The sequence below is a fragment of the Legionella bozemanae genome (genome assembly GCF_001648595.1).
In the GTDB taxonomy this organism is placed as follows: domain Bacteria; phylum Pseudomonadota; class Gammaproteobacteria; order Legionellales; family Legionellaceae; genus Legionella; species Legionella bozemanae.
In genome coordinates this window covers 12611-31764 of the sequence record NZ_LBAW01000002.1, presented here as the reverse complement: position 1 = coordinate 31764, position 19154 = coordinate 12611, and the positions used below count along the sequence as shown (strand labels likewise).

The window sequence follows — 19154 nt, the reverse complement described above, 5'->3', positions numbered from 1 at the left end:
ATTATTCCCTCAATATGATTGAAAATTTATTTTCTAACGTATTGATTATAGCACTAATTAGAGAATTAATCTCTGCGTCCACCAAAGTCCGACTTTCATCTTGCAAAATCATGGCAACTGCGAGGCTTTTCTTGCCTTGAGGAACTCCTTCTCCGGTATACACATCAAATACATCAAAAGACTTTAACCAATTCTCTTTTATAGTCGATCGAACAGCGGATTCAATTTGCATCACACTGATGTCCGCATCAACTAAGAAGGATAAATCGCGACGTATTTGCGGGTACTTTGAAATTGTTTTATAATGCGGTGCTTCATGTCCAATTAATGCGGCTAAATTAATTTCGAATAACAACACATCTTCTTGTAAATCCAATGCGTCTACCAAACGTGGATGGAGCATACCTGCCCACCCAGCAGCCACTCCATTAATCTTTATTTGGGCGGATTGTCCAGGATGTAGCGCATCATGTACCGCAGTGGTAAATTCAACCTGCTTTAATTTGAGTGAAGTAAATAAAGATTGCAGATCGCCTTTCAGATCAAAAAAATCAAAAACTCGGGTAGGCTCACTCCAATTAGCACTTCCTTGTTCTCCCATCAATAAACCAGCAACACATGGACGTTCAATAAGTTGTCCCTTATTCACATCAAATACCACACCAATTTCAAAGAATTTAATTGCATTTTGCTGACGATGCACATTATAAATCATTGAAGCGATCAATCCTGGCCACATCCCGGTACGCATTTGTGATAATTCTGAAGAAATAGGGTTTAACAATTGCATAAACTCTTTATGAGGATAAAGCTCATGTTGTAATTCGGGATCAACAAAACTGTAGCTAATGGTTTCGTGGTAGCCTCTATTGCTGAACCAACGTGCAAGCGTTGTCGCTATTTCTTCATTCCCGCACGCTTTCCCTGCCTGCACCAATGTATACGTAGGTTGAGCATGTAAATTATCATAACCATAGAGACGGATGATTTCTTCCACTAAATCAACATCTTGCTGGATATCAAAACGATGAGAAGGAATAGTAACATCAAGAAAATTATGTCGTTCTTTTCCAATAACAATACCAAGTCCTTCCAATAAACTTTTCATTTCTTGCAGGGAAATATTAAGTCCGGTTAATTTTTTAACTTTATCTGTATCAAAAGAAAAACTTACTGTTTCTGGTAAGTTTTTTTTGTCTTGGGCTTCAATAACAGGTCCAGGTTTTCCACCTGCAATTTCTAAAATTAACGCGGTAGCTCGTTCCAATGCTTTTATCTGCAAGCACGGATCGACTCCCCGCTCAAAACGTTGGGATGAATCACTGAATAAACCAAACTTTCTGGCAACACCGGCAATGACAATTGGATTAAAATAAGCACTTTCCAAAAATACGTCTTGTGTATGCGCTTGTACAGAGCTCGCTTCTCCCCCCATAATACCAGCCATCGCCAAGGGTTTTTCTTTGTCAGCAATCACTAATACTTTTTCATTTAAAGTTAATTCTTGGCCATCAAGCAACTCCAACTGCTCTTGGTTATTGCTAAAACGCACTTTAATTTCACCTTTGATTGTTGCTAAATCAAAGGCATGCATAGGTTGTCCCAATTCGAGCATTACATAATTCATAACATCCACAACAGGATGTAATGTGCGGATACCACTTCGACGCAAACGCTCACTCATCCATAAAGGTGTATTTGCCTTAGGATTTATATTACGAATCACTCGACCGCAATAACGTGGGCAAGCCTCAGTATTTTTCAACTCAATAGTCAATACATCATCAATACTGGGAGTCACCTCGGAAATGCTTTTTTCCGCTAAGGGTAATTTGTTTAAAACAGCTACTTCACGGGCAACGCCTAAAACACTAAAACAATCAGCTCGATTGGGCGTTAAATCAATATCAAAAATATGGTCATCAAGAGTCAAATACTCCCGTAAATCCATTCCCACTGGTGCATCACTTTCTAATTCCATAATGCCTTCAGATTGCTCGGCCATTCCTAATTCACTAACAGAACAAAGCATTCCTTGGGATAGCTCGCCGCGTAACTTAGATTCTTTAATATTAAAACCACCTGGCAAACGCGCTCCAATCATTGCTAAGGCTACCTTTAACCCTGGCCTTACATTAGAAGCACCACAAACAATTTGCAGCGGCTTATCGGTGTTTGCGTTCACTTCGCATAAGGTTAATTTATCCGCATTAGGATGAGGTTTAGTGCTAAGAACTTCAGCAACGATTACATGAGTAAACTCCCCTGCTACCGGGCTCACTGCATCTACTTCGAGGCCAGCCATAGTCAGTTGACTTGCTAATTCTTGTTCAGTTAATGAGAAATTTACCCATTCACGCAACCATAATTTACTTAATTTCATTTATAGTCCTTACCACCTTATTAAACTGTTTATTAAGTTTCTATAGACAGCGCACATCTACGGAACTTCAATACTGAAAACAATTCAGTATCTCAACCAGCGACATTTCTTAAAATTGACTTAAAAAAGTAAGATCATTTTCAAACATCATACGTAAGTCATCGATTCCATAATACAACATTGCCAGTCTATCCATACCCATACCAAACGCCCAACCTTGATACTCATCAGGAGAAATATTCACTGCTTTAAGCACGTTAGGATGCACCATGCCGCAACCTAAAACTTCAAGCCATCCAGTAAACTTACAGGAACGACATCCTTTACCGCTGCATTGAGTGCATTCAATATCTACCTCTGCGGAAGGTTCTGTAAAAGGGAAATAAGATGGTCTAAAGCGCAACGCCAATTTACGACCGAAAAAATCGGCAAAAAGATCTTCTAGTAATCCTTTTAAGCTTGCTAAAGTAGCCTGCTTATCAATCAACAAACCTTCAACTTGGTGAAACATAGGTGTGTGAGTCAAATCCGAATCACAACGATAGACACGTCCAGGCGCAATTAAGCGGAAAGGAGGTTTGCGTTGCTCCATAGTACGAATTTGTACTGGTGAAGTATGGGTTCGCAATAATCGGCCGTCACCAAAATAAAAAGTGTCATGCATTGCCCGTGCAGGATGATGTCCGGGGATATTCAATGCCTCAAAATTATAAAATTCAGTTTCTACTTCCGGTCCATCGACAATATCAAAGCCCATGCGGCTAAAAAATTCATTAATTCGGTGCTTCACTTGGGTCACAGGATGCAATGAACCGCTTTCTTTCCTACGTCCTGGAAGGGTGACATCGATACGTTCAGCAGAGAGCTTTTCCAATAATTGTTTTTCTTTAAGTTCAAGCATTTTCGTTTCAATCAAGGTACTGATTTCACGTTTTGCCTGATTTACTAGTTGACCTACTTTCGGTTTTTCTTCAGCTGAGAGATGCGCAAGGCTTTTTAAAATTTCTGTTAGCTTGCCTTTCTTGCCTAAAAAATCAACGCGGATTGCTTCCAATCCACATACATCTTGTGCATTCTTAATTGCTTCAGAAGCCTGCTCTTGTATGGTGATGATATCCTGCATAATTATACCCACAAGTAAAAAGGAGGCCGCAGCCTCCTTAAAATAAATTTCATCTTTATCTAGTGCTCTCAACCAAGGATGAAGCGTGGTGAACCCGATCCCAGGTCCCGCTATGCTACATCCAAGTGGCCTTTAATAAAGATTATTTTGCTAATGCAGCTTTAGCTTGTTCAGCAATCGCAGCAAAAGCTACTTTGTCATGAACAGCCAGATCAGCCAATACTTTTCTATCCAGTTCAATTGATGCTTTTTTCAACCCATCAATTAAACGGCTGTATGATAATCCGCACTCACGAGCTTGTGCATTAATACGCGTAATCCACAACGCACGAAACTGACGTTTTTTCTGGCGTCGATCACGATAAGCATATTGACCTGCTTTAATTACTGCTTGTTTTGCCATGCGGTAGGTTCGGCTACGGGCACCGTAATAACCTTTTGCTTGGTCTAAAACTTTCTTGTGACGTGCTTTCGCTGTCACACCACGTTTAACTCTTGGCATTCTTCATTCCCCCCTTAACTACCGTGCAACATACGTTCTGCCAAACGTGCATCGCATGGCTTCAAAGTACCTGCCTCTACACGCAAATGTCGTTTTGCTTTAGTAGACTTTTTGGTGAGGATATGATTTCTATAAGCACCGCGACGTTTAATCGCGCCACTTGCTGTCTTACGGAAGCGTTTAGATGCTCCGCGATGTGACTTTAACTTCGGCATAACAATATACTCCGCATTTATTTCAGCTACTTAGTTTTTTTGGGTGATAACACCATCAGTAATTGTCTTCCTTCGCGTTTCGCTTGCTGTTCTACAACAGCAAATTCAGCAGTATCCTGCTGTAAACGCTCAAGAATCTTCATACCGAGTTCTTGGTGAGCCATTTCACGTCCACGAAAACGTAGCGTAATTTTGACTTTATCACCATGATTTAGGAAACGGATCAGGTTGCGTAGCTTGACCTGATAATCTCCATCTTCCGTCGTAGGACGGAATTTTAATTCTTTGACCTGAATTTGCTTCTGCTTTTTCTTCGCTTCAGCTTGTTTTTTACTCAGCTCAAAGAGAAACTTACCATAATCCATAATACGGCATACGGGAGGCTTTGCTGTTGGAGATATTTCCACCAAATCCAATCCACCTTCTTCCGCTGCACGCAGGGCTTCACGTGTTGGGACGATTCCTGCCTGATTACCATCGACATCAATTAAGCGTACCTCAGGTACATTGATCTGTTCATTAATTCGTGCGCGATCATTTTCACGCTTAGTTGGTGCACTAATGGTTTAATCCCCCCTGCTTGTTAATTAATAAGACCCTTTCCGAGCAATTTCTTGCGCTAAGGTATCACAAATTGTATCTATTGTCATCACACCCAAGTCTGCTCCTTCACGTGAGCGCACAGCAACCTGGTTTGCTTCAACTTCTTTATCACCTATCACTAAAAGATAAGGTACTTTTTGTAAAGTATGTTCGCGAATTTTAAAGCCAATTTTCTCATTTCTCAAGTCATAGTTGGCACGAACACCTCTTTTTTGTAAAATTTGGGTTACTTTACTTGCATACTCGTTCTGCTTTTCACTAATTGTCAGGACGATTGCTTGCACTGGAGATAACCATAAAGGTAATTTTCCTGCGTAGTGTTCTATTAAAATTCCCATAAAACGTTCAAAAGAACCTAGAATTGCACGGTGTAACATGACTGGAGTTTGTTTGCTACCGTCTTCTGTGACATATGAAGCTTCCAAACGGCCTGGCATCGAAAAATCAACTTGTATGGTTCCACATTGCCAAATTCTGCCTAAACAATCTGCTAAGGAGCATTCAATTTTAGGTCCATAAAAAGCTCCTTCGCCTGGAGCATCAACCCATTCTATATTTCTATCTTTCATTGCTTGTTTTAAAGCAGCCTCTGCTTTATCCCAAACGTCATCACTTCCAACTCGCTTTTCAGGACGTAATGCCAAACGATATTTAATCTCGTCAAAACCAAAATCGGTATATACAGACTGGACTAGCTCAAGCATCATCGCCACTTCGGATTGAATTTGATCTTCAGTACAGAAGATATGAGCATCGTCTTGAACCATATTACGAACACGCATCAAGCCATGTAATGCGCCTGAAGGTTCACAACGATGGCAATTACCAAATTCGGAAAATCTTAATGGTAAATCTCTATAACTTTTTAAACCTTGATTGAATACTTGCACATGACACGGGCAGTTCATTGGCTTCACTGCATAGTGACGATTTTCTGTCTCGGTGACAAACATCTCATCTCTGAAATTAGCCCAATGACCGGATTTTTCCCAAAGTACCCGATCAACTAATTGCGGAGTCCTAATTTCTTGATAGCCAAAGTCAGCCAGCCGGTTACGCATATAACGTTCGAGTTCTTGATAAATAGTCCAGCCTTTGGGATGCCAAAACACCATTCCAGGGGCAATATCCTGGAAGTGGAACAACTCTAAACTCTTGCCCAATTTGCGATGATCACGTTTTTCGGCTTCTTCAAGACGAAATAAATAATCAGCTAAAGATTTTTTATCTGCCCAGGCAGTACCATAGATGCGTTGCAACATTTCGTTATTGGAATCGCCGCGCCAGTATGCCCCAGCTAATTTAGTCAGCTTAAATGCCTTCAAAAATCCAGTAGAGGGAACATGAGGACCACGACAAAGGTCTTCAAAATCTCCTTGCTTATATAAAGACAATACTTCATCTTCAGGAATATCAGCAATAATCTTCGCTTTGTATTCTTCACCGATACTTTTGAAATACTTGATTGCCTCATCACGTGGCAATTCTCTGCGCGTTACAGGATAATTTGCCTTGGCCAATTCCACCATTTTTGCTTCAATTGCTTCGAGATCTTCGGGAGTAAATGGTCTTTGGAATGCAAAATCATAATAAAAGCCATCTTCAATTACAGGGCCTATGGTCACTTGAGCTGTTGGAAAAAGACTCTTAACTGCTTGCGCGAGTAAATGCGCGGTGGAATGACGAATGACATCAAGGCTTTCTTCTTGTTTTTCAGTAAGGATAACTAATGCACAATCATTTTCGATAAGGAAAGAAGTATCTACTAAACGATCATTGACACGACCTGCCAATGCAGCTTTAGCCAATCCTGGACTTATACTATGGGCGACATCATAAACAGTTAAAGGCGCTTCAAAATGTTTTATACTTCCATCAGGCAATTTAATGTTTGGCATAATTTTATCCGTAAGCACTTCTTTTCAAAAAAAAACCCTGCATGGCAGGGCTTAAAACTTAATTTAAGAGGAGTCAATCATCATCCCAAGTGAAAGCGGGCGCTCCTGGAATACGATTTATTTGCATGGTAGGCACGAGTGGGATCGAACCACCGACCACCACCATGTCAAGGTGGTGCTCTACCACTGAGCTACGTGCCTATAAAACGACCTGCATATACATTGGGATGAAGTATATAATAAGGTGGCATTACAAAGCAATCATTTAACCTAGAAAAAGCAATTGAATACGTAGTGGCATTTAATGGCGCTGCAGACACCGGTCTTTTAAATTTTTTTATGATTGCAGTATTCATCTCTGCGGTAAGCAAAAATTTAAAAATCCAGCAGGTTTTGCGGGTTGCCCACTAGGCTCAACTACTTTGCTCGCTTTAATTATTTTTCTTTCAAGAAATCGCCAGTTCACGTCTATAGAGTGGTACTTGCAGTAAAAACTCGCTTACATTATGTTTCACCACCTCTTTAAAACAATTGTTATAGGCAAATACTTTCCGTTGTCGTTCGGAGCTTGTTCCTGAATCCATAATAGCCTGAAGCGTTGTAAAATAGGTTTGATAATCAAGTTGCTCGATGTATGGCTTTAATTTCTCAAACCACTCCTGCAAATCGTCGCGCATTAATTTGATTTTACCATCCGTATTCATGACTAATTCAGCATCCAAACCATAACGAATCGCCCTCCATTTATTTTCCCGAGCAAGCCAATAAGGAGGGTAGGCAACTGATTCAAGCCAACTCCCATTATCGGCAAACCAATGAGCAAGAACATGAATCAATGCAACGAGCGCCAATGTTTCCGCAAGTGTTGCCGCGCCATCACATACACGAAGTTCCAGAGTCCCAAAACCAGGACTTGGTCTTAGGTCCCACCATAAATCTTTAAGTGATTTTATAGAACCACATGATCTAAGCGTCTTATACAAGTATTCAAAATCCTGCCATGAACGAACATGATAGGGCTGGCCTGCTGTAGGAAGAGCCTCATAAGTAGTAGGGCGACACGAAGCAAGTCCCGTGTCAATTCCTTGCCAAAAAGGAGAGCTGGAAGACAACGCCAATAGATGAGGCAAAAAATACATGAAAAAATTATTAAACCGTATGCACTCTTCCCCGCTCGACATACCTAGATGCACATGCAAGCCATATACGCTCATACGACGTGTAAGCCATTGATTGCGATCAATTAAATCTTGATAACGAGCTGTCGGCGAGATGACCCAATCGGCATATTTTGAGAAAGGATGAGAGCCCGTTGTTGCCAGTAAAATGCCCAATTTTTTCGTAACATGCTGAAGCTCAAAAAGTGTTGCATAAAGATCGTCTTCAACTTCTTGCACCAAACTGCATTTGGATGTATTTACTTCAATAGTACTTAAATAGAATTCCGGCTTGATCTTCTCAAGATGAGACACAGCATTTAAAACATCTTCTGCTCGAGAGCATAAATTGTAGGTTTCAGCATCAATGAGTTGTAGTTCTATTTCTACACCCAAAGTTAATATTCCATTACTGTTAAAAAGAATTTCATCTTCTGAAGCCGCTAATGATTGAGTAGTATCTGGATGTTGCGTTGATAAGGATTCGTTGAATTGACTTTGCATAGTTAATCCTTCTTTTTATTATTGGAAATAGCATGGGAAAGTCTCCTCTTCGCATATTTTTGAGGAGCTCTATATAGTTAGATTTAATAGTGATGTACAATAAATATACCCTTAAACATTCATATCTGATGAAATGATTCGTATACAAATCATTTCAGATACTAATGGTTAACGCATTCAATTTCAACCTTGAATTTTTTATAAGACCATCCATGAGCACTATTGAAAAGAATCAAACGGATCAAAAGATTGATCTGCAAACACAATCTGAACTGCGTTCTAAAAGTATTATTCTTGCCTTGCGCAAAATCATGCAGCAAATGGATTTTCACTCCAGACGTTTAAATAAATGTTATGGTTTAACCATACCGCAAATCGCATGTTTGTATGAAATTTATGAAAATGGAATTATGACCATCTCTAGCTTATCTAAAAAAGTGTATTTATCTATGAGCACCTTAGTGGGTGTGATCGATCGCTTGGAAGAAAAAGAATTTGTTCTTCGTACACGAGACCGTAAGGATCGTCGTATTATTTATATTGATATCACCGAAAAGGGAAAAGATTTTGTTCGTGCCGCCCCCTACCTTTTACATAATCGCCTTAATGAAAATCTTCGTTCTTTAGATGAAAAGGAACAAATAATTCTGGCTAACTCAATTAATTTATTGGTTAATCTGCTCAAAGACATTTAAAAGGAATCAAAGTTTATTTTTTATCCGTATTAACACTCGTTCATCTTGTCTACGAGACCTGACTAATCAAAGAAACAAAAAAATGGAAATGTAATCATTAAGCCATCTTCAGTAATTCCAGCATTTTTCTTTCCTTCATTATCAATATTCAAACTACCTAGTTACAGGATAATAAAGAAAATTCACATAATTTTAAAAATACAAAATATGGCCAGGAGTCGCGACTTCAATAACTTTTCGTGACCTTCAAAGATAAAACACACTCTAACGAATTACTTTTTGCAGCCCAGATTCGCTTGGAATGGCTCTCTCTTTTGAGTTTGCTAGAAAGGCTCGAATAGAGGGGAACCATTCAAGCCATGATATTGCGAGGTTACCGCTATGAGTATGCCACTTTTTTTATTGGACTGTACTATATGTGATATGTGTTCCATCGTATATCACGAATTACCTTTATTTAAGGCTAGTAGAACCCCTTTTCCTTTGGGGTTCGGCGACATTATAATTTTTTAGTTTCTAAAGTCAACAAATAATTTCTAATAGAAACTTTTAGTTTCTAAAAATCCGTTTTTTGCATAATTTATATCGATTTGTTATACTTCATATCCTTAAAACTTGGCTTGGATCATCATGGAAAAAGTTAACCTAGCAAAACAGTTCGCTGACCGTTTGCGTGATGCAATGATCGCGGCAGGATTTAATTCGCAACGCTCTACTTCTGGTGTCTGCATCCATAAGCTGTCGGAAATTACAGGCTATTCAGTACAAATTTGTCGTAAGTATCTCCGCGGTGAGGCCATTCCTGATCCTGTTAAATTAAGAGAAATCGCAGTAAAAATTCATGTTTCACCAGGATGGTTATTATTTGGGGACTCCCATAATGATCAGGGAATTACCCCAAAAAAAATATCAATTAATAAAAATCTGCTTCACTATATTTTCACCAAAGCATCATGTCTTTATAACGGAACGCTACTGGAGCAGGAGATACCTAATTTTTTAATGGAATTAATCAATGATGTCAGCCTAATTAATGCAGATGAAGAACAGTCTAAAAAAATCATTGACTTGGCTTTATCTACAGTGAAACATTTTAGTTATTCACAGGGAGTGTAATACCAAACTTGTCCTATGCAGGCTCATAAAGCCTCAACTCTTCTCTCAAGATTAGCGTTACCTAACAACATATTTCACCATTGACCTAATAGTGGTATTATTGCATTTTAAAAACACACTGAGCTTATATGTTACTCCATTGTCTTTTCATCATAGGTATTTGTGTTGAAGCGATCACAGGCGCATTAGCTGCCGGTCGCAAAAAAATGGATTTTTTTGGTGTCATGCTGATTGCCTGCATTGCTGCATTAGGCGGCGGTACTGTACGGGATGCTCTATTTAACACGTATCCTCTGACCTGGGTAATTCATCCTGAATACTTACTTTATACATCATTATTTGCTTTCCTCACCATATTTATTGCACACTCATTGATTCGAATCATGAAAATATTTTTAATCCTTGATGCACTGGGACTATCTACTTTTGTGATCATCGGCACTCAAAAAGCACTAAATCATGGTTTATCACCAAGCATTGCCGTCATTAGCGGGATGATCACCGGTATTTGTGGGGGGATGTTACGAGATATTTTATGCAATGATATTCCATTGGTATTAAGAAAGGAGCTTTATGCCGTCATTGCTTTGGCTGGCGCAGTACTGTTTATCACGCTCGACTATTTTCATATTTCGGAAAATATTAATGTAATCATCACACTAATCAGTATTTTTACCACGCGCCTATTAGCCATTTTTTTCCATATTGAAATACCGATATTTGATTATTCGGAAAGCATCAAAAAACGCAGAAGGAAATCCTAGAATGCCTGGTTGCTTTCATCTGAATCTTCTACACATCTCTGAAAAACCCAGAGGTTGTTCCTACGTTCCGCCCCCATGACTTGTTCGCGGGATTATCTGCTGCAGGATCCAAAGATCTGCGCTAAAACACTGAACCCCGCGGACATGCCCTGAGCGATCCACGCGAAACTTGAATGTCACTTTATGTTTTTAAATAAACGATACTCAACGTTCTACGTACCGCGCTTTATACGCAGTATACAGAACAATGGCCCATCCTAATCAGAACCTTTTGTGCCTTAATAAACATCCTCTGGATACTGCGCATAAAGCGCGGTACGTAGGGGGGATAAAATTTCGCGTGGTTCTCTCAGGGACAAGTCGTGGAGAGTAGGCGAGATAGTTAAGCACACTTAAATTTCTTTAACTTCAAGAATACTCACTTCTTCAACGGGTACATCAGCATGTCCCATGCTTTGTCCAGTTTTTACTTTGGCAATAGCATCTACAACATCCATACCTTCAACCACTTCGCCAAATACACAATATCCATATCCTTGCATGTGTTCGCCGCTGTAATTTAAAAATGCATTATCAGCAACATTAATAAAAAATTGTGCCGTTGCAGAATGCGGATCCATAGTTCGTGCCATTGCGATAGTACCGCGTTTATTTGGTTTCGCATTCTTTGCTTCATTCTTAATCGGTTCGTTAGTCGATTTTTGTTTCATATTTGAATCAAGCCCACCGCCTTGAATCATAAAACCGGCAATAACACGATGGAAAATTGTATTATTATAGAAACCACTGCGCACATATTTAAGAAAATTTTCTGCTGTAGTCGGAGTATTTTCTGTATCTAACTGTAGATGAATATCACCTTTAGATGTGCTAATTACAACCATTATATCTCCTGTCATTTTTTAAATTAATTGATGGTTCTGCATATAAAAAGACTTTGCTTTTTACAGGATAACACGCGTTATGCGACGTAAATGGCATGGCTGCCTTTTAGTTCGAACGTTCACTCATTATCAACTCACGCATTTTATCACAAACATCGTGCATTACATGAACATTATGAATACTTGCTAATGCGGTAAATAAATTTGTTTTTTGTTTTGCTAGTTGATGCAAATAAGACCGTGAATAATTAAGGCAAGTATAACACGAACATTGTGCCATAATTGGCGACATATCATCAGCAAAACATGATTTTTTTATTTGAATTCGTTCACTCTCATACTCACTGGCAAAACGTAACCAATTACCTTCGCGAATTAACTCACCACAATATAAAGACCCATGCCGTGCATTACGTGTAGGAGCAACACAATCGAACATATCAATTCCTTCGGCAACGACGTCTAAAAGGTCTTGGGGCGACATGCCAACGCCCATGGTATACCGCGGTTTATTCTCTGGTAGGTAATCGCGTACCCATCGGATAACTTCAACAGTGGTTTTCATATCAAAACCGATGGTTTCACCGCCAATTGCAATGCCTTCAGTATTCATGGAAGATACAAAATCCGCACTTTCACGGCGTAAATCTTTAAAAGTACCCCCTTGAATAATACCAAAAAGCGCTTGCTCATAACCATATCGCGAGTTGGGATATTGTTGATGGTATTGCATGGATTGTTTTAACCAACGATGCGTACGCGTCATGATATGACTTACTTCATCTTTAGTACAACTGTCTGGAGTGCACTGATCAAAAGCCATAATAATATCGGCACCAATAATTTTTTGGGTTTCCAAAGACATTTCCGGGGTCATGTGAATTAATCGCTCACTGCCTGGCAACCTAAAATGCGCCCCCTCCTCATCAATAGTACAGATTTCTTTATTCTTGGACAAACTAAAAACTTGAAAGCCACCACTATCCGTTAACATAGGTCCGTGCCACCCCATAAAAGGATGCATACCGCCTGCTTTTTCGATGACTTCCATGCCTGGGGCACACAACATATGATAAGTATTACCTCCTAAAATGATTTGACTGTGTGCATCACGCAATTCCACAGGGGTCATATTATTGACACCGGCACGTGTACCAACCGGCATAAAAACTGGTGTAATAAATTCACCATGAGCAGTAGTGACACGTGTCACCCGTGCCTGGGTAGCTGAGTGCTTATACAACACGTCACAAGAAAAGGTTTTCATTTGCTAAAAATAGTTCAAAAAAGCCGATGATAGCTAAGTCAAACTCAGATTACCAGCGTTAGTCATGTGAATCATGAATCAATAGACTTCTTTCTCAACTCACTGTAGTGAGTAAAGTGCGAGGAGAAAAAATTGGCATATATTTGCAGTCACCTGAGCAGTCTCTTGATACCTACACCCCACGGCTTATCCCTGAGCGATCCCCGCGAAATTTACCCCCCTACGTACCGCGCGTTATGCTTGAGGACTCCCCAAATAGGAGAAAAGAGGATTCGCTGCATCGACAAGGCCATTGCCGCTACAGTAAAGTTTCGAAAGAAATCTAATCTATGATATCATCGGCAAAAAACCGAGGAAGCATGGTCTTATTCATCCAAACTCTAAAAAGGATACACATTATATGTCCAGTTCAAATTCTCATTTATTCATGATTGATATCGAAAATACTGAACTTTCAGATCTTGAACGGGAAATTGTAAAACATCCTAATGTCGGCTCCGTGATTCTTTTCACTCGTAACTTTACAAATCCACTGCAGTTGGAACACTTAATTCATGAAATCCGCGAAATCAATCCTGGTATTTTTATAACGACCGATCATGAGGGTGGTTTTGTGCAACGTTTTCTGCGCCAGGGATTTCGCGCCCTGCCTGCTCCTCGCGTTTATGGCGATGTATATGATCTAAGCCCGGAAGTGGGCATCCGTCTTGCGAGACAATATGGCGAAATTATGGCTAAAGATCTATTAGCGTTTGGTGTTGATTTAAGTCTTGCTCCGGTCCTTGATCTCCATGATAGAAGTCCTGTCATTGCACGTTTGGATCGCGCTTTTCACTCTAATCCTGAGGTCATTATTGCTTTGGCAAGTGCTTTTATTGAAGGCATGAATGCCGCAGGGATGCCTGCGGTTGCCAAACATTTTCCCGGCCATGGTTCCATTGGTACTGATTCACATACTGCGATGCCTGTTTCTCTTGCTTCGATGGATGAATTGAAAATTAAAGATTTGAAGCCTTTTATCGAGCTTATCCAGAAAGGCTTACTGAGCGCTGTGATGCCCGCTCACGTAACTTATAAAACAATTGATGCAGATAAGCCAGCTGGTTTTTCAACAATTTGGCTGCAAAAGATTTTACGCCATGAATTGGAATTTAAAGGTTTAATTCTAAGTGATTGCCTGAGTATGACAGGTGCTGATATAGGCAATTTAATGACTCGCGCAGAGGAAGCGCTTAAAGCCGGTTGCGATATGTTGATCGTCTGTCATCAACCACGTCATGTTTTATTGGAACTAGTGCAGAAAATCAGCTTACCGCAATCACCAGAATCAGCTGCTCGCATCGCTCATTTTAAAAATCAGATGCTTCGTTTCGCTTATCCGGAAAAAAATCAGTCCCGGTCTCATTTATCGCAAGCAGTGGAAGAACACGAAGGCACTGTTGGGCGAAATCTGCAGTTCAATACCTCAACAACAATTTAAATACTGATGATGGCCTGGACAAAACGAAATGGGCTCAGGCTACAAAGCACCCAGAGATTATAAATTATCATATATGAAGCACGCTTTTTCGAGTGTTCCAAAACAAAAAACATCCCATGAGAGCCATGAATAAAAAGTACAAAGCACACCATCCCGGCATCGAGATTCCTAACATTTGCCAACTGACTTCAGCACAATCCCCTGTTCCCCAAAACAAAGTTTTTAATACCGTTTGCCAGGGAAAATAACGAATTAGAATATCCAGTCCTGGCATACAGGCAGGCGCTTCACCTGCTGGTAAAGACTGCAACCATAGTTGGCGTAAAGCAAAATAGAGTCCGGCACAGGCAATGATGATTTGCAGCAAACTGATAATACGCGCCCTCTTTAAAGTTCGAAAGCTTAACCCCATAACGGCCAACAACAAAAAAACACAGACACGCTGCATGATGCATAAAGGACATGGCGTGAGGCCAACCACATATTGAAAATAAAAAGAAGCAAACAATACAAACAAAGTCAGCATTGCATTAAAGGTTTGAATTTTTCTATAAGTAATTTTTCTCATGATTTTGGCAACATATAGGATATAGCCGCTTTAAGATCATCATCACTGCATTTAATACATGTTCCTTTTGAAGGCATGGCATTCAAACCTTTAATTGAAGAAGCAAGCAAATCATTTAATTCTCTCCCTGATAAACGCGGTTTCCAATCCTGTTCATTTCTGAACTTTGGCGCCCCCGCGAGACCATCTCGATGACATACAATACAATATTGTTGGTATGTTTCTTGTCCGGGCTCTGTTTTTGTCGCGGCATTACTCATTGCTTTATTATCTTGAGCCTGGCCTTGTACAGTAACTGTTCCTACTGGTTGAATTCTTAATTGAATTTCTCGTTGCTGCAATTCATCACTTGCATACAGAGCAAATGAACAACAAAACAATGATATCAAAAACTGCAACTTCATGCCCAGACACCTCATGAGAATACAGGGTAAACGTATCTAGCTAGGATGATAAATAAAATCAAAATGACCATATCCAGCGCTTTATGCGTGACAAATAGGCAAAAAGTGCTGATTTATGTTCAATAATCAGATCCATTTACCCTGTCTGATAATAATTTGACATGATACCTAGAAGTGAATTTTTTTTCCAGCACGATTAAAAACCAGGATCTGTTTGCATTGAGCTGGAGCCAAATGGTCAGATTTTCGAGAGTACCGTTGCCCAGCATACATGGAGTATGCGAGCATAGCAGCACAAAAAATCAGGATAGTTTGGCCCAAGACAGTAGAATGGAAACAGACCCTATCATTTTGTTCTCATAAGATTATAATAGACTTCTTTCCAAACTCGCTGGGGGGACACGAAGCAGAGAACCGGAATGTACACACAAGTACATAAGGATTTGAGCACCGTATCGACGAAACAAGGCACTTCCTCAGCAGAGTTTGGAAAGAGGTCTAATGGCTCTTCTAGCCAAAATTTTATGGAGATAAAACATGGTCCAAGCAATTCCTGAAGGCTTTCATACTGTAACTCCGACTTTGACTTTTAAAGATTGTGCGAAAGCGATTGAGTTTTATAAAAAAGCATTTGATGCCAAAGCACTGCATGTTTTCCCCTCTTTGGATGGAAAAGGTATTATGCATGCCCACCTCCAGATTGGCAGCTCCATGATGATGATAGGTGATGAAATGGAAGGAGACAATTGTACCAAAAGCGCGGAGACCCTTGGCAACTCGCCAATCGGTTTTTTTATTTATGTTGCTGACGTAGACTCCGTTTTCCAACAGGCGGTAGCTGCCGGTGGCCAAATAACAATGCCTGTAGCTGATATGTTCTGGGGAGATCGTGCCGGACATATTAAAGATCCTTTTGGCTATTCCTGGATGATTGCCACGCATACTCGAGATCTAACCGATGAGGAAATAAGAAAAAATGCAGTAGATTTCTTCGCATCAATGGCAAAAAAATAAGTAATGTTATAAGGACCTTAAATGTCAGATTACATTGAGTTGGACTCAATTTTGCTCATTGCAGATCGGAAAATAGTCACTATTCCGGTGATGGATAATCACGAGCCTATGGTTGATTTAGTGGGTCTTCAAGAAATTAGCTATGGTCCATCTCCGGAAATACCAAACAATACTGATTACACAAAAATGCGAAACACGGTTTATGAGAAATTAAAACAAGCCCAATTCTTGTTGCCTAAAGGATTGCGTTTTTGTTTGTATGAAAGTTATCGGAGTCTGACATTACAAAAATCGCTCTTTGACACACGTTATGAGAAAGTTAAGAACAAACATCCTGAATGGTCATATGAACAGGTTTTCACTGAAACAACACGCATGGTTTCCCCAGTAATTAATCAAGACGGTTCGCCCAATATCCCGCCGCACTCAACGGGCGCGGCAATTGATGTATATTTAATCAATGAGCAAAGAGAGGCCATTGAAATGGGAATTCATCCCAAAGATTGGATGGAGGATTTAGATGGCTCTCTTTCACTAACTGCCTCAGAGATTATTAGCGAAGAAGCAAAGCAAAACCGCAAAATCATGAGTCAAGCCTTGGAGGCTGTTGGTTTCGTTAATTATCGCAATGAATACTGGCATTGGTCTTATGGAGACCGTTACTGGGCTTATTATAAACAAAAACCTTATGCTCTTTATGACAGCTGTAAATAATATTCATGTTCTGCAGCCAGGCTAAAGCGTCGCCATACCCCCCGAGGATTGGGTGCAACTAAAAAATCCAGACTCATGATGTAGCCTCTTAGGATGCTTTTATCGCTCGTTCTGTGCGTGCATCCTTATAATGAACATAGTATGATACTGCATTCGTTCCAAAATGCGGTATTCTATGGTCTCAAGAACATTACGTATAGCAACGCGTCAAAGCCCACTTGCTTTATGGCAAGCCAATCATGTTCGAGATTTATTATTAAATAAATGGCCGAATCTGCAGATTGAATTATTACCCATGACTACCTCTGGAGATAAATTTCTCAAAGATAAGCTTCTGGCTGTTGGGGGCAAGGGATTATTTGTGAAAGAATTAGAAGAAGCATTATTGGATAAAAGAGCTGATTTTGCCGTTCATTCTTCAAAAGATATGCCCGCGGAATTTCCTGAAGGCCTGAACTTGGCCGCGATCTGTAAAAGAGACAATCCTTTCGATGTCTTAGTCAGCTACCAATACAACGAGTTGCAAACGCTGCCTGCCCAATCTATTGTTGGTACATCAAGCCTTAGACGACAATCGCAATTATTAGCTTACAGACCAGATTTAAATGTTAAATCCTTACGAGGTAATATTAATACGAGACTTGAAAAACTCAAATCAGGAGAGTATCACGCAATTATCCTTGCTGCTGCGGGCCTTGAGCGTATGGGATTCACTGATGTCATAACCGAACAATTATCAGCACAAATTATGCTTCCTGCGTGCGGTCAAGGCGCCTTAGCAATCGAATGCAGAAGCGATGATCATGAAATCCAAACGCTCATTACGGAACTCAATGATCCCATATCTTCTATTTGTGTCCACGCAGAACGAAGAGTTAACGCTCTTCTTGGCGGTAATTGTCATGTGCCTTTAGCAGTTTTTTGCGCTCCAATAGAGAACAAGCAACTTTCTTTGCACGCGAAAATTTTAACCCTTGATGGATCACAAATCATCACAAGTACGCAAACCGGCCCAATAGAGCAAGCGACCAGCATGGCTGAGCGTTGTGCTCAATCCTTGCTGGCACAAGGTGCAGCAAACCTTCTTGCATCAGTTCCACGATGAGCAGCTCACTTCACGGTTTATGCATTTTAAATACTCGCCCACGAGAGCAAGCACGTCAATTGAGCCAAAGTATTCGTGCGGCAGGAGGAGTAGCAATTGAACTACCAACTTTAAAAATTGAAGCAGCAAACAGCAATTGGATCAATTCATTACCTAATTTAGAAAAAGTGGATCAAGCCATTTTTATTAGCGCGAATGCGGTTTATTATTGTTTTACTCAATTAAACCAGCGACATATTAAATGGCCATCTTCGATTCAAGTCATTGCAATCGGTCAAGGTAGTGCAGCGGCACTGCAAAAATTCGGCATACGTGTGAGTGCAGTTCCTGAGGTGCCTGACAGTGAACATTTGTTGGCATTAAAAACATTACAACAACCAGAAAAACAAAACGTGCTACTATTTAAGGGTGAGGGAGGTAGACCTCTCATTGAGGAACAATTGATGCAAAGAGGAGCCAAACTGATTACTCTCAAAGTATATCAAAGGGTTATTCCTCAAATAAGCCGTCAATTTATTGAATCGATATGGCGCGATGATTTAGTGGACATTATACTGTTAACAAGCGAACAGTCTTTGCATAACCTTTTTAAACTGTTTGATAAAGAAGCCCATGATTGGCTTCGCAATAAAAAATGGCTAATAATTAGTGAGCGGCTGGCTCAAATTGCCTCTTCAATGAAAATAAGAAATATTAGAGTATGCACTCCTAATCGGGTAATGAATACATTGTTTGACTATAGAAACAAGGATTAATTT

The 19154-nt window shown here is 40.0% G+C and carries 19 protein-coding genes and 1 tRNA gene; 8 read left to right on the top strand and 12 right to left on the bottom strand.

The window, feature by feature from the left end:
* Position 1: 1 nt before the first annotated feature.
* The 8 genes from pheT to A8O27_RS02295 form a co-directional block, all read right to left on the bottom strand.
* Positions 2 to 2383 carry a phenylalanine--tRNA ligase subunit beta gene (pheT, locus tag A8O27_RS02330; RefSeq protein WP_058457982.1) on the bottom strand — a complete coding sequence of 794 codons (2382 nt, stop codon included), beginning with the start codon at positions 2381 to 2383 and terminating at the stop codon, positions 2 to 4.
* 109 nt (positions 2384 to 2492) lie between these two features.
* Positions 2493 to 3506 carry a phenylalanine--tRNA ligase subunit alpha gene (gene pheS, locus A8O27_RS02325; RefSeq protein ID WP_058457981.1) on the bottom strand — a complete coding sequence of 338 codons (1014 nt, stop codon included), beginning with the start codon at positions 3504 to 3506 and terminating at the stop codon, positions 2493 to 2495.
* A gap of 142 nt (positions 3507 to 3648) precedes the next feature.
* Positions 3649 to 4008 carry a 50S ribosomal protein L20 gene (rplT, locus tag A8O27_RS02320; RefSeq protein WP_019234611.1) on the bottom strand — a complete coding sequence of 120 codons (360 nt, stop codon included), beginning with the start codon at positions 4006 to 4008 and terminating at the stop codon, positions 3649 to 3651.
* A 14-nt stretch (positions 4009 to 4022) separates the two neighbouring features.
* Positions 4023 to 4223, bottom strand: coding sequence for a 50S ribosomal protein L35 (gene rpmI / locus A8O27_RS02315; protein ID WP_019234612.1), 201 nt, complete (start codon positions 4221 to 4223; stop codon positions 4023 to 4025).
* 26 nt (positions 4224 to 4249) lie between these two features.
* Entirely contained in the window at positions 4250 to 4786 is a 537-nt protein-coding gene (gene infC / locus A8O27_RS02310; RefSeq protein ID WP_058457980.1) for a translation initiation factor IF-3, read from the bottom strand.
* A 24-nt stretch (positions 4787 to 4810) separates the two neighbouring features.
* On the bottom strand, positions 4811 to 6724 hold the full coding sequence (gene thrS / locus A8O27_RS02305; RefSeq protein ID WP_058457979.1) for a threonine--tRNA ligase: 1914 nt from the start codon (positions 6722 to 6724) through the stop codon (positions 4811 to 4813).
* A gap of 126 nt (positions 6725 to 6850) precedes the next feature.
* Positions 6851 to 6925: transfer RNA gene (locus tag A8O27_RS02300), tRNA-Val, on the bottom strand.
* A 245-nt stretch (positions 6926 to 7170) separates the two neighbouring features.
* Entirely contained in the window at positions 7171 to 8385 is a 1215-nt protein-coding gene (locus tag A8O27_RS02295; RefSeq protein WP_058457978.1) for a carboxylate-amine ligase, read from the bottom strand.
* 212 nt (positions 8386 to 8597) lie between these two features.
* Between A8O27_RS02295 and A8O27_RS02290 the strand changes: the two genes are divergently transcribed.
* From A8O27_RS02290 to A8O27_RS02280, 3 genes are all read left to right on the top strand, one after another.
* A complete protein-coding gene (locus tag A8O27_RS02290) occupies positions 8598 to 9080 on the top strand; it encodes a MarR family winged helix-turn-helix transcriptional regulator (protein ID WP_058457977.1) in 483 nt (160 codons plus the stop codon).
* Positions 9081 to 9710: 630 nt separating this feature from the next.
* Positions 9711 to 10196 (top strand): helix-turn-helix domain-containing protein, encoded by a 486-nt coding sequence (locus tag A8O27_RS02285; RefSeq protein ID WP_058457976.1) that lies wholly within the window; start codon positions 9711 to 9713, stop codon positions 10194 to 10196.
* A 128-nt stretch (positions 10197 to 10324) separates the two neighbouring features.
* Positions 10325 to 10960, top strand: coding sequence for a trimeric intracellular cation channel family protein (locus A8O27_RS02280; protein ID WP_058457975.1), 636 nt, complete (start codon positions 10325 to 10327; stop codon positions 10958 to 10960).
* A 392-nt stretch (positions 10961 to 11352) separates the two neighbouring features.
* Here A8O27_RS02280 and A8O27_RS02275 read toward each other — a convergent pair whose 3' ends face one another.
* Both A8O27_RS02275 and tgt read right to left on the bottom strand, forming a co-directional pair.
* The gene (locus A8O27_RS02275; RefSeq protein WP_058457974.1) at positions 11353 to 11844 is read right to left on the bottom strand and encodes a peptidylprolyl isomerase; all 492 of its coding nucleotides are present in this window, start codon (positions 11842 to 11844) and stop codon (positions 11353 to 11355) included.
* Positions 11845 to 11950: 106 nt separating this feature from the next.
* On the bottom strand, positions 11951 to 13111 hold the full coding sequence (gene tgt / locus A8O27_RS02270; protein WP_058457973.1) for a tRNA guanosine(34) transglycosylase Tgt: 1161 nt from the start codon (positions 13109 to 13111) through the stop codon (positions 11951 to 11953).
* Between the two features lie 400 nt (positions 13112 to 13511).
* On the opposite strand from tgt, the gene nagZ reads away from it, so the two are divergent.
* Entirely contained in the window at positions 13512 to 14591 is a 1080-nt protein-coding gene (gene nagZ / locus A8O27_RS02265; RefSeq protein WP_058457972.1) for a beta-N-acetylhexosaminidase, read from the top strand.
* A gap of 67 nt (positions 14592 to 14658) precedes the next feature.
* Here the strand turns inward: nagZ and A8O27_RS02260 are convergent, their stop codons facing one another.
* Both A8O27_RS02260 and A8O27_RS02255 read right to left on the bottom strand, forming a co-directional pair.
* Positions 14659 to 15159 carry a disulfide bond formation protein B gene (locus A8O27_RS02260; protein WP_058457971.1) on the bottom strand — a complete coding sequence of 167 codons (501 nt, stop codon included), beginning with the start codon at positions 15157 to 15159 and terminating at the stop codon, positions 14659 to 14661.
* Positions 15156 to 15563, bottom strand: coding sequence for a c-type cytochrome (locus tag A8O27_RS02255; RefSeq protein WP_058457970.1), 408 nt, complete (start codon positions 15561 to 15563; stop codon positions 15156 to 15158). Before A8O27_RS02255 ends, A8O27_RS02260 begins: the two co-directional genes overlap by 4 nt.
* A 537-nt stretch (positions 15564 to 16100) precedes the next feature.
* Here A8O27_RS02255 and A8O27_RS02250 point away from each other — a divergent pair.
* The 4 genes from A8O27_RS02250 to A8O27_RS02235 all read left to right on the top strand — a co-directional run bounded on the left by A8O27_RS02250 (position 16101) and on the right by A8O27_RS02235 (position 19151).
* Positions 16101 to 16577 (top strand): VOC family protein, encoded by a 477-nt coding sequence (locus A8O27_RS02250; protein WP_058457969.1) that lies wholly within the window; start codon positions 16101 to 16103, stop codon positions 16575 to 16577.
* A 21-nt stretch (positions 16578 to 16598) separates the two neighbouring features.
* Entirely contained in the window at positions 16599 to 17291 is a 693-nt protein-coding gene (locus tag A8O27_RS02245; protein ID WP_058457968.1) for a M15 family metallopeptidase, read from the top strand.
* 175 nt (positions 17292 to 17466) lie between these two features.
* On the top strand, positions 17467 to 18396 hold the full coding sequence (gene hemC / locus A8O27_RS02240) for a hydroxymethylbilane synthase (RefSeq protein ID WP_058457967.1): 930 nt from the start codon (positions 17467 to 17469) through the stop codon (positions 18394 to 18396).
* On the top strand, positions 18393 to 19151 hold the full coding sequence (locus A8O27_RS02235; RefSeq protein WP_058457966.1) for a uroporphyrinogen-III synthase: 759 nt from the start codon (positions 18393 to 18395) through the stop codon (positions 19149 to 19151). Before hemC ends, A8O27_RS02235 begins: the two co-directional genes overlap by 4 nt.
* Positions 19152 to 19154 lie beyond the last annotated feature (3 nt).

Coding starts and splice junctions, on each gene's coding strand:
- pheT (WP_058457982.1), bottom strand. CDS start 2,383: ATGAAATTAAGTAAATTATGGTTGCGTGAATGGGTAAATTTCTCATTA.
- pheS (WP_058457981.1), bottom strand. CDS start 3,506: ATGCAGGATATCATCACCATACAAGAGCAGGCTTCTGAAGCAATTAAG.
- rplT (WP_019234611.1), bottom strand. CDS start 4,008: ATGCCAAGAGTTAAACGTGGTGTGACAGCGAAAGCACGTCACAAGAAA.
- rpmI (WP_019234612.1), bottom strand. CDS start 4,223: ATGCCGAAGTTAAAGTCACATCGCGGAGCATCTAAACGCTTCCGTAAG.
- thrS (WP_058457979.1), bottom strand. CDS start 6,724: ATGCCAAACATTAAATTGCCTGATGGAAGTATAAAACATTTTGAAGCG.
- A8O27_RS02295 (WP_058457978.1), bottom strand. CDS start 8,385: ATGCAAAGTCAATTCAACGAATCCTTATCAACGCAACATCCAGATACT.
- A8O27_RS02290 (WP_058457977.1), top strand. CDS start 8,598: ATGAGCACTATTGAAAAGAATCAAACGGATCAAAAGATTGATCTGCAA.
- A8O27_RS02285 (WP_058457976.1), top strand. CDS start 9,711: ATGGAAAAAGTTAACCTAGCAAAACAGTTCGCTGACCGTTTGCGTGAT.
- A8O27_RS02280 (WP_058457975.1), top strand. CDS start 10,325: ATGTTACTCCATTGTCTTTTCATCATAGGTATTTGTGTTGAAGCGATC.
- A8O27_RS02275 (WP_058457974.1), bottom strand. CDS start 11,844: ATGGTTGTAATTAGCACATCTAAAGGTGATATTCATCTACAGTTAGAT.
- tgt (WP_058457973.1), bottom strand. CDS start 13,111: ATGAAAACCTTTTCTTGTGACGTGTTGTATAAGCACTCAGCTACCCAG.
- nagZ (WP_058457972.1), top strand. CDS start 13,512: ATGTCCAGTTCAAATTCTCATTTATTCATGATTGATATCGAAAATACT.
- A8O27_RS02260 (WP_058457971.1), bottom strand. CDS start 15,159: ATGAGAAAAATTACTTATAGAAAAATTCAAACCTTTAATGCAATGCTG.
- A8O27_RS02255 (WP_058457970.1), bottom strand. CDS start 15,563: ATGAAGTTGCAGTTTTTGATATCATTGTTTTGTTGTTCATTTGCTCTG.
- A8O27_RS02250 (WP_058457969.1), top strand. CDS start 16,101: ATGGTCCAAGCAATTCCTGAAGGCTTTCATACTGTAACTCCGACTTTG.
- A8O27_RS02245 (WP_058457968.1), top strand. CDS start 16,599: ATGTCAGATTACATTGAGTTGGACTCAATTTTGCTCATTGCAGATCGG.
- hemC (WP_058457967.1), top strand. CDS start 17,467: ATGGTCTCAAGAACATTACGTATAGCAACGCGTCAAAGCCCACTTGCT.
- A8O27_RS02235 (WP_058457966.1), top strand. CDS start 18,393: ATGAGCAGCTCACTTCACGGTTTATGCATTTTAAATACTCGCCCACGA.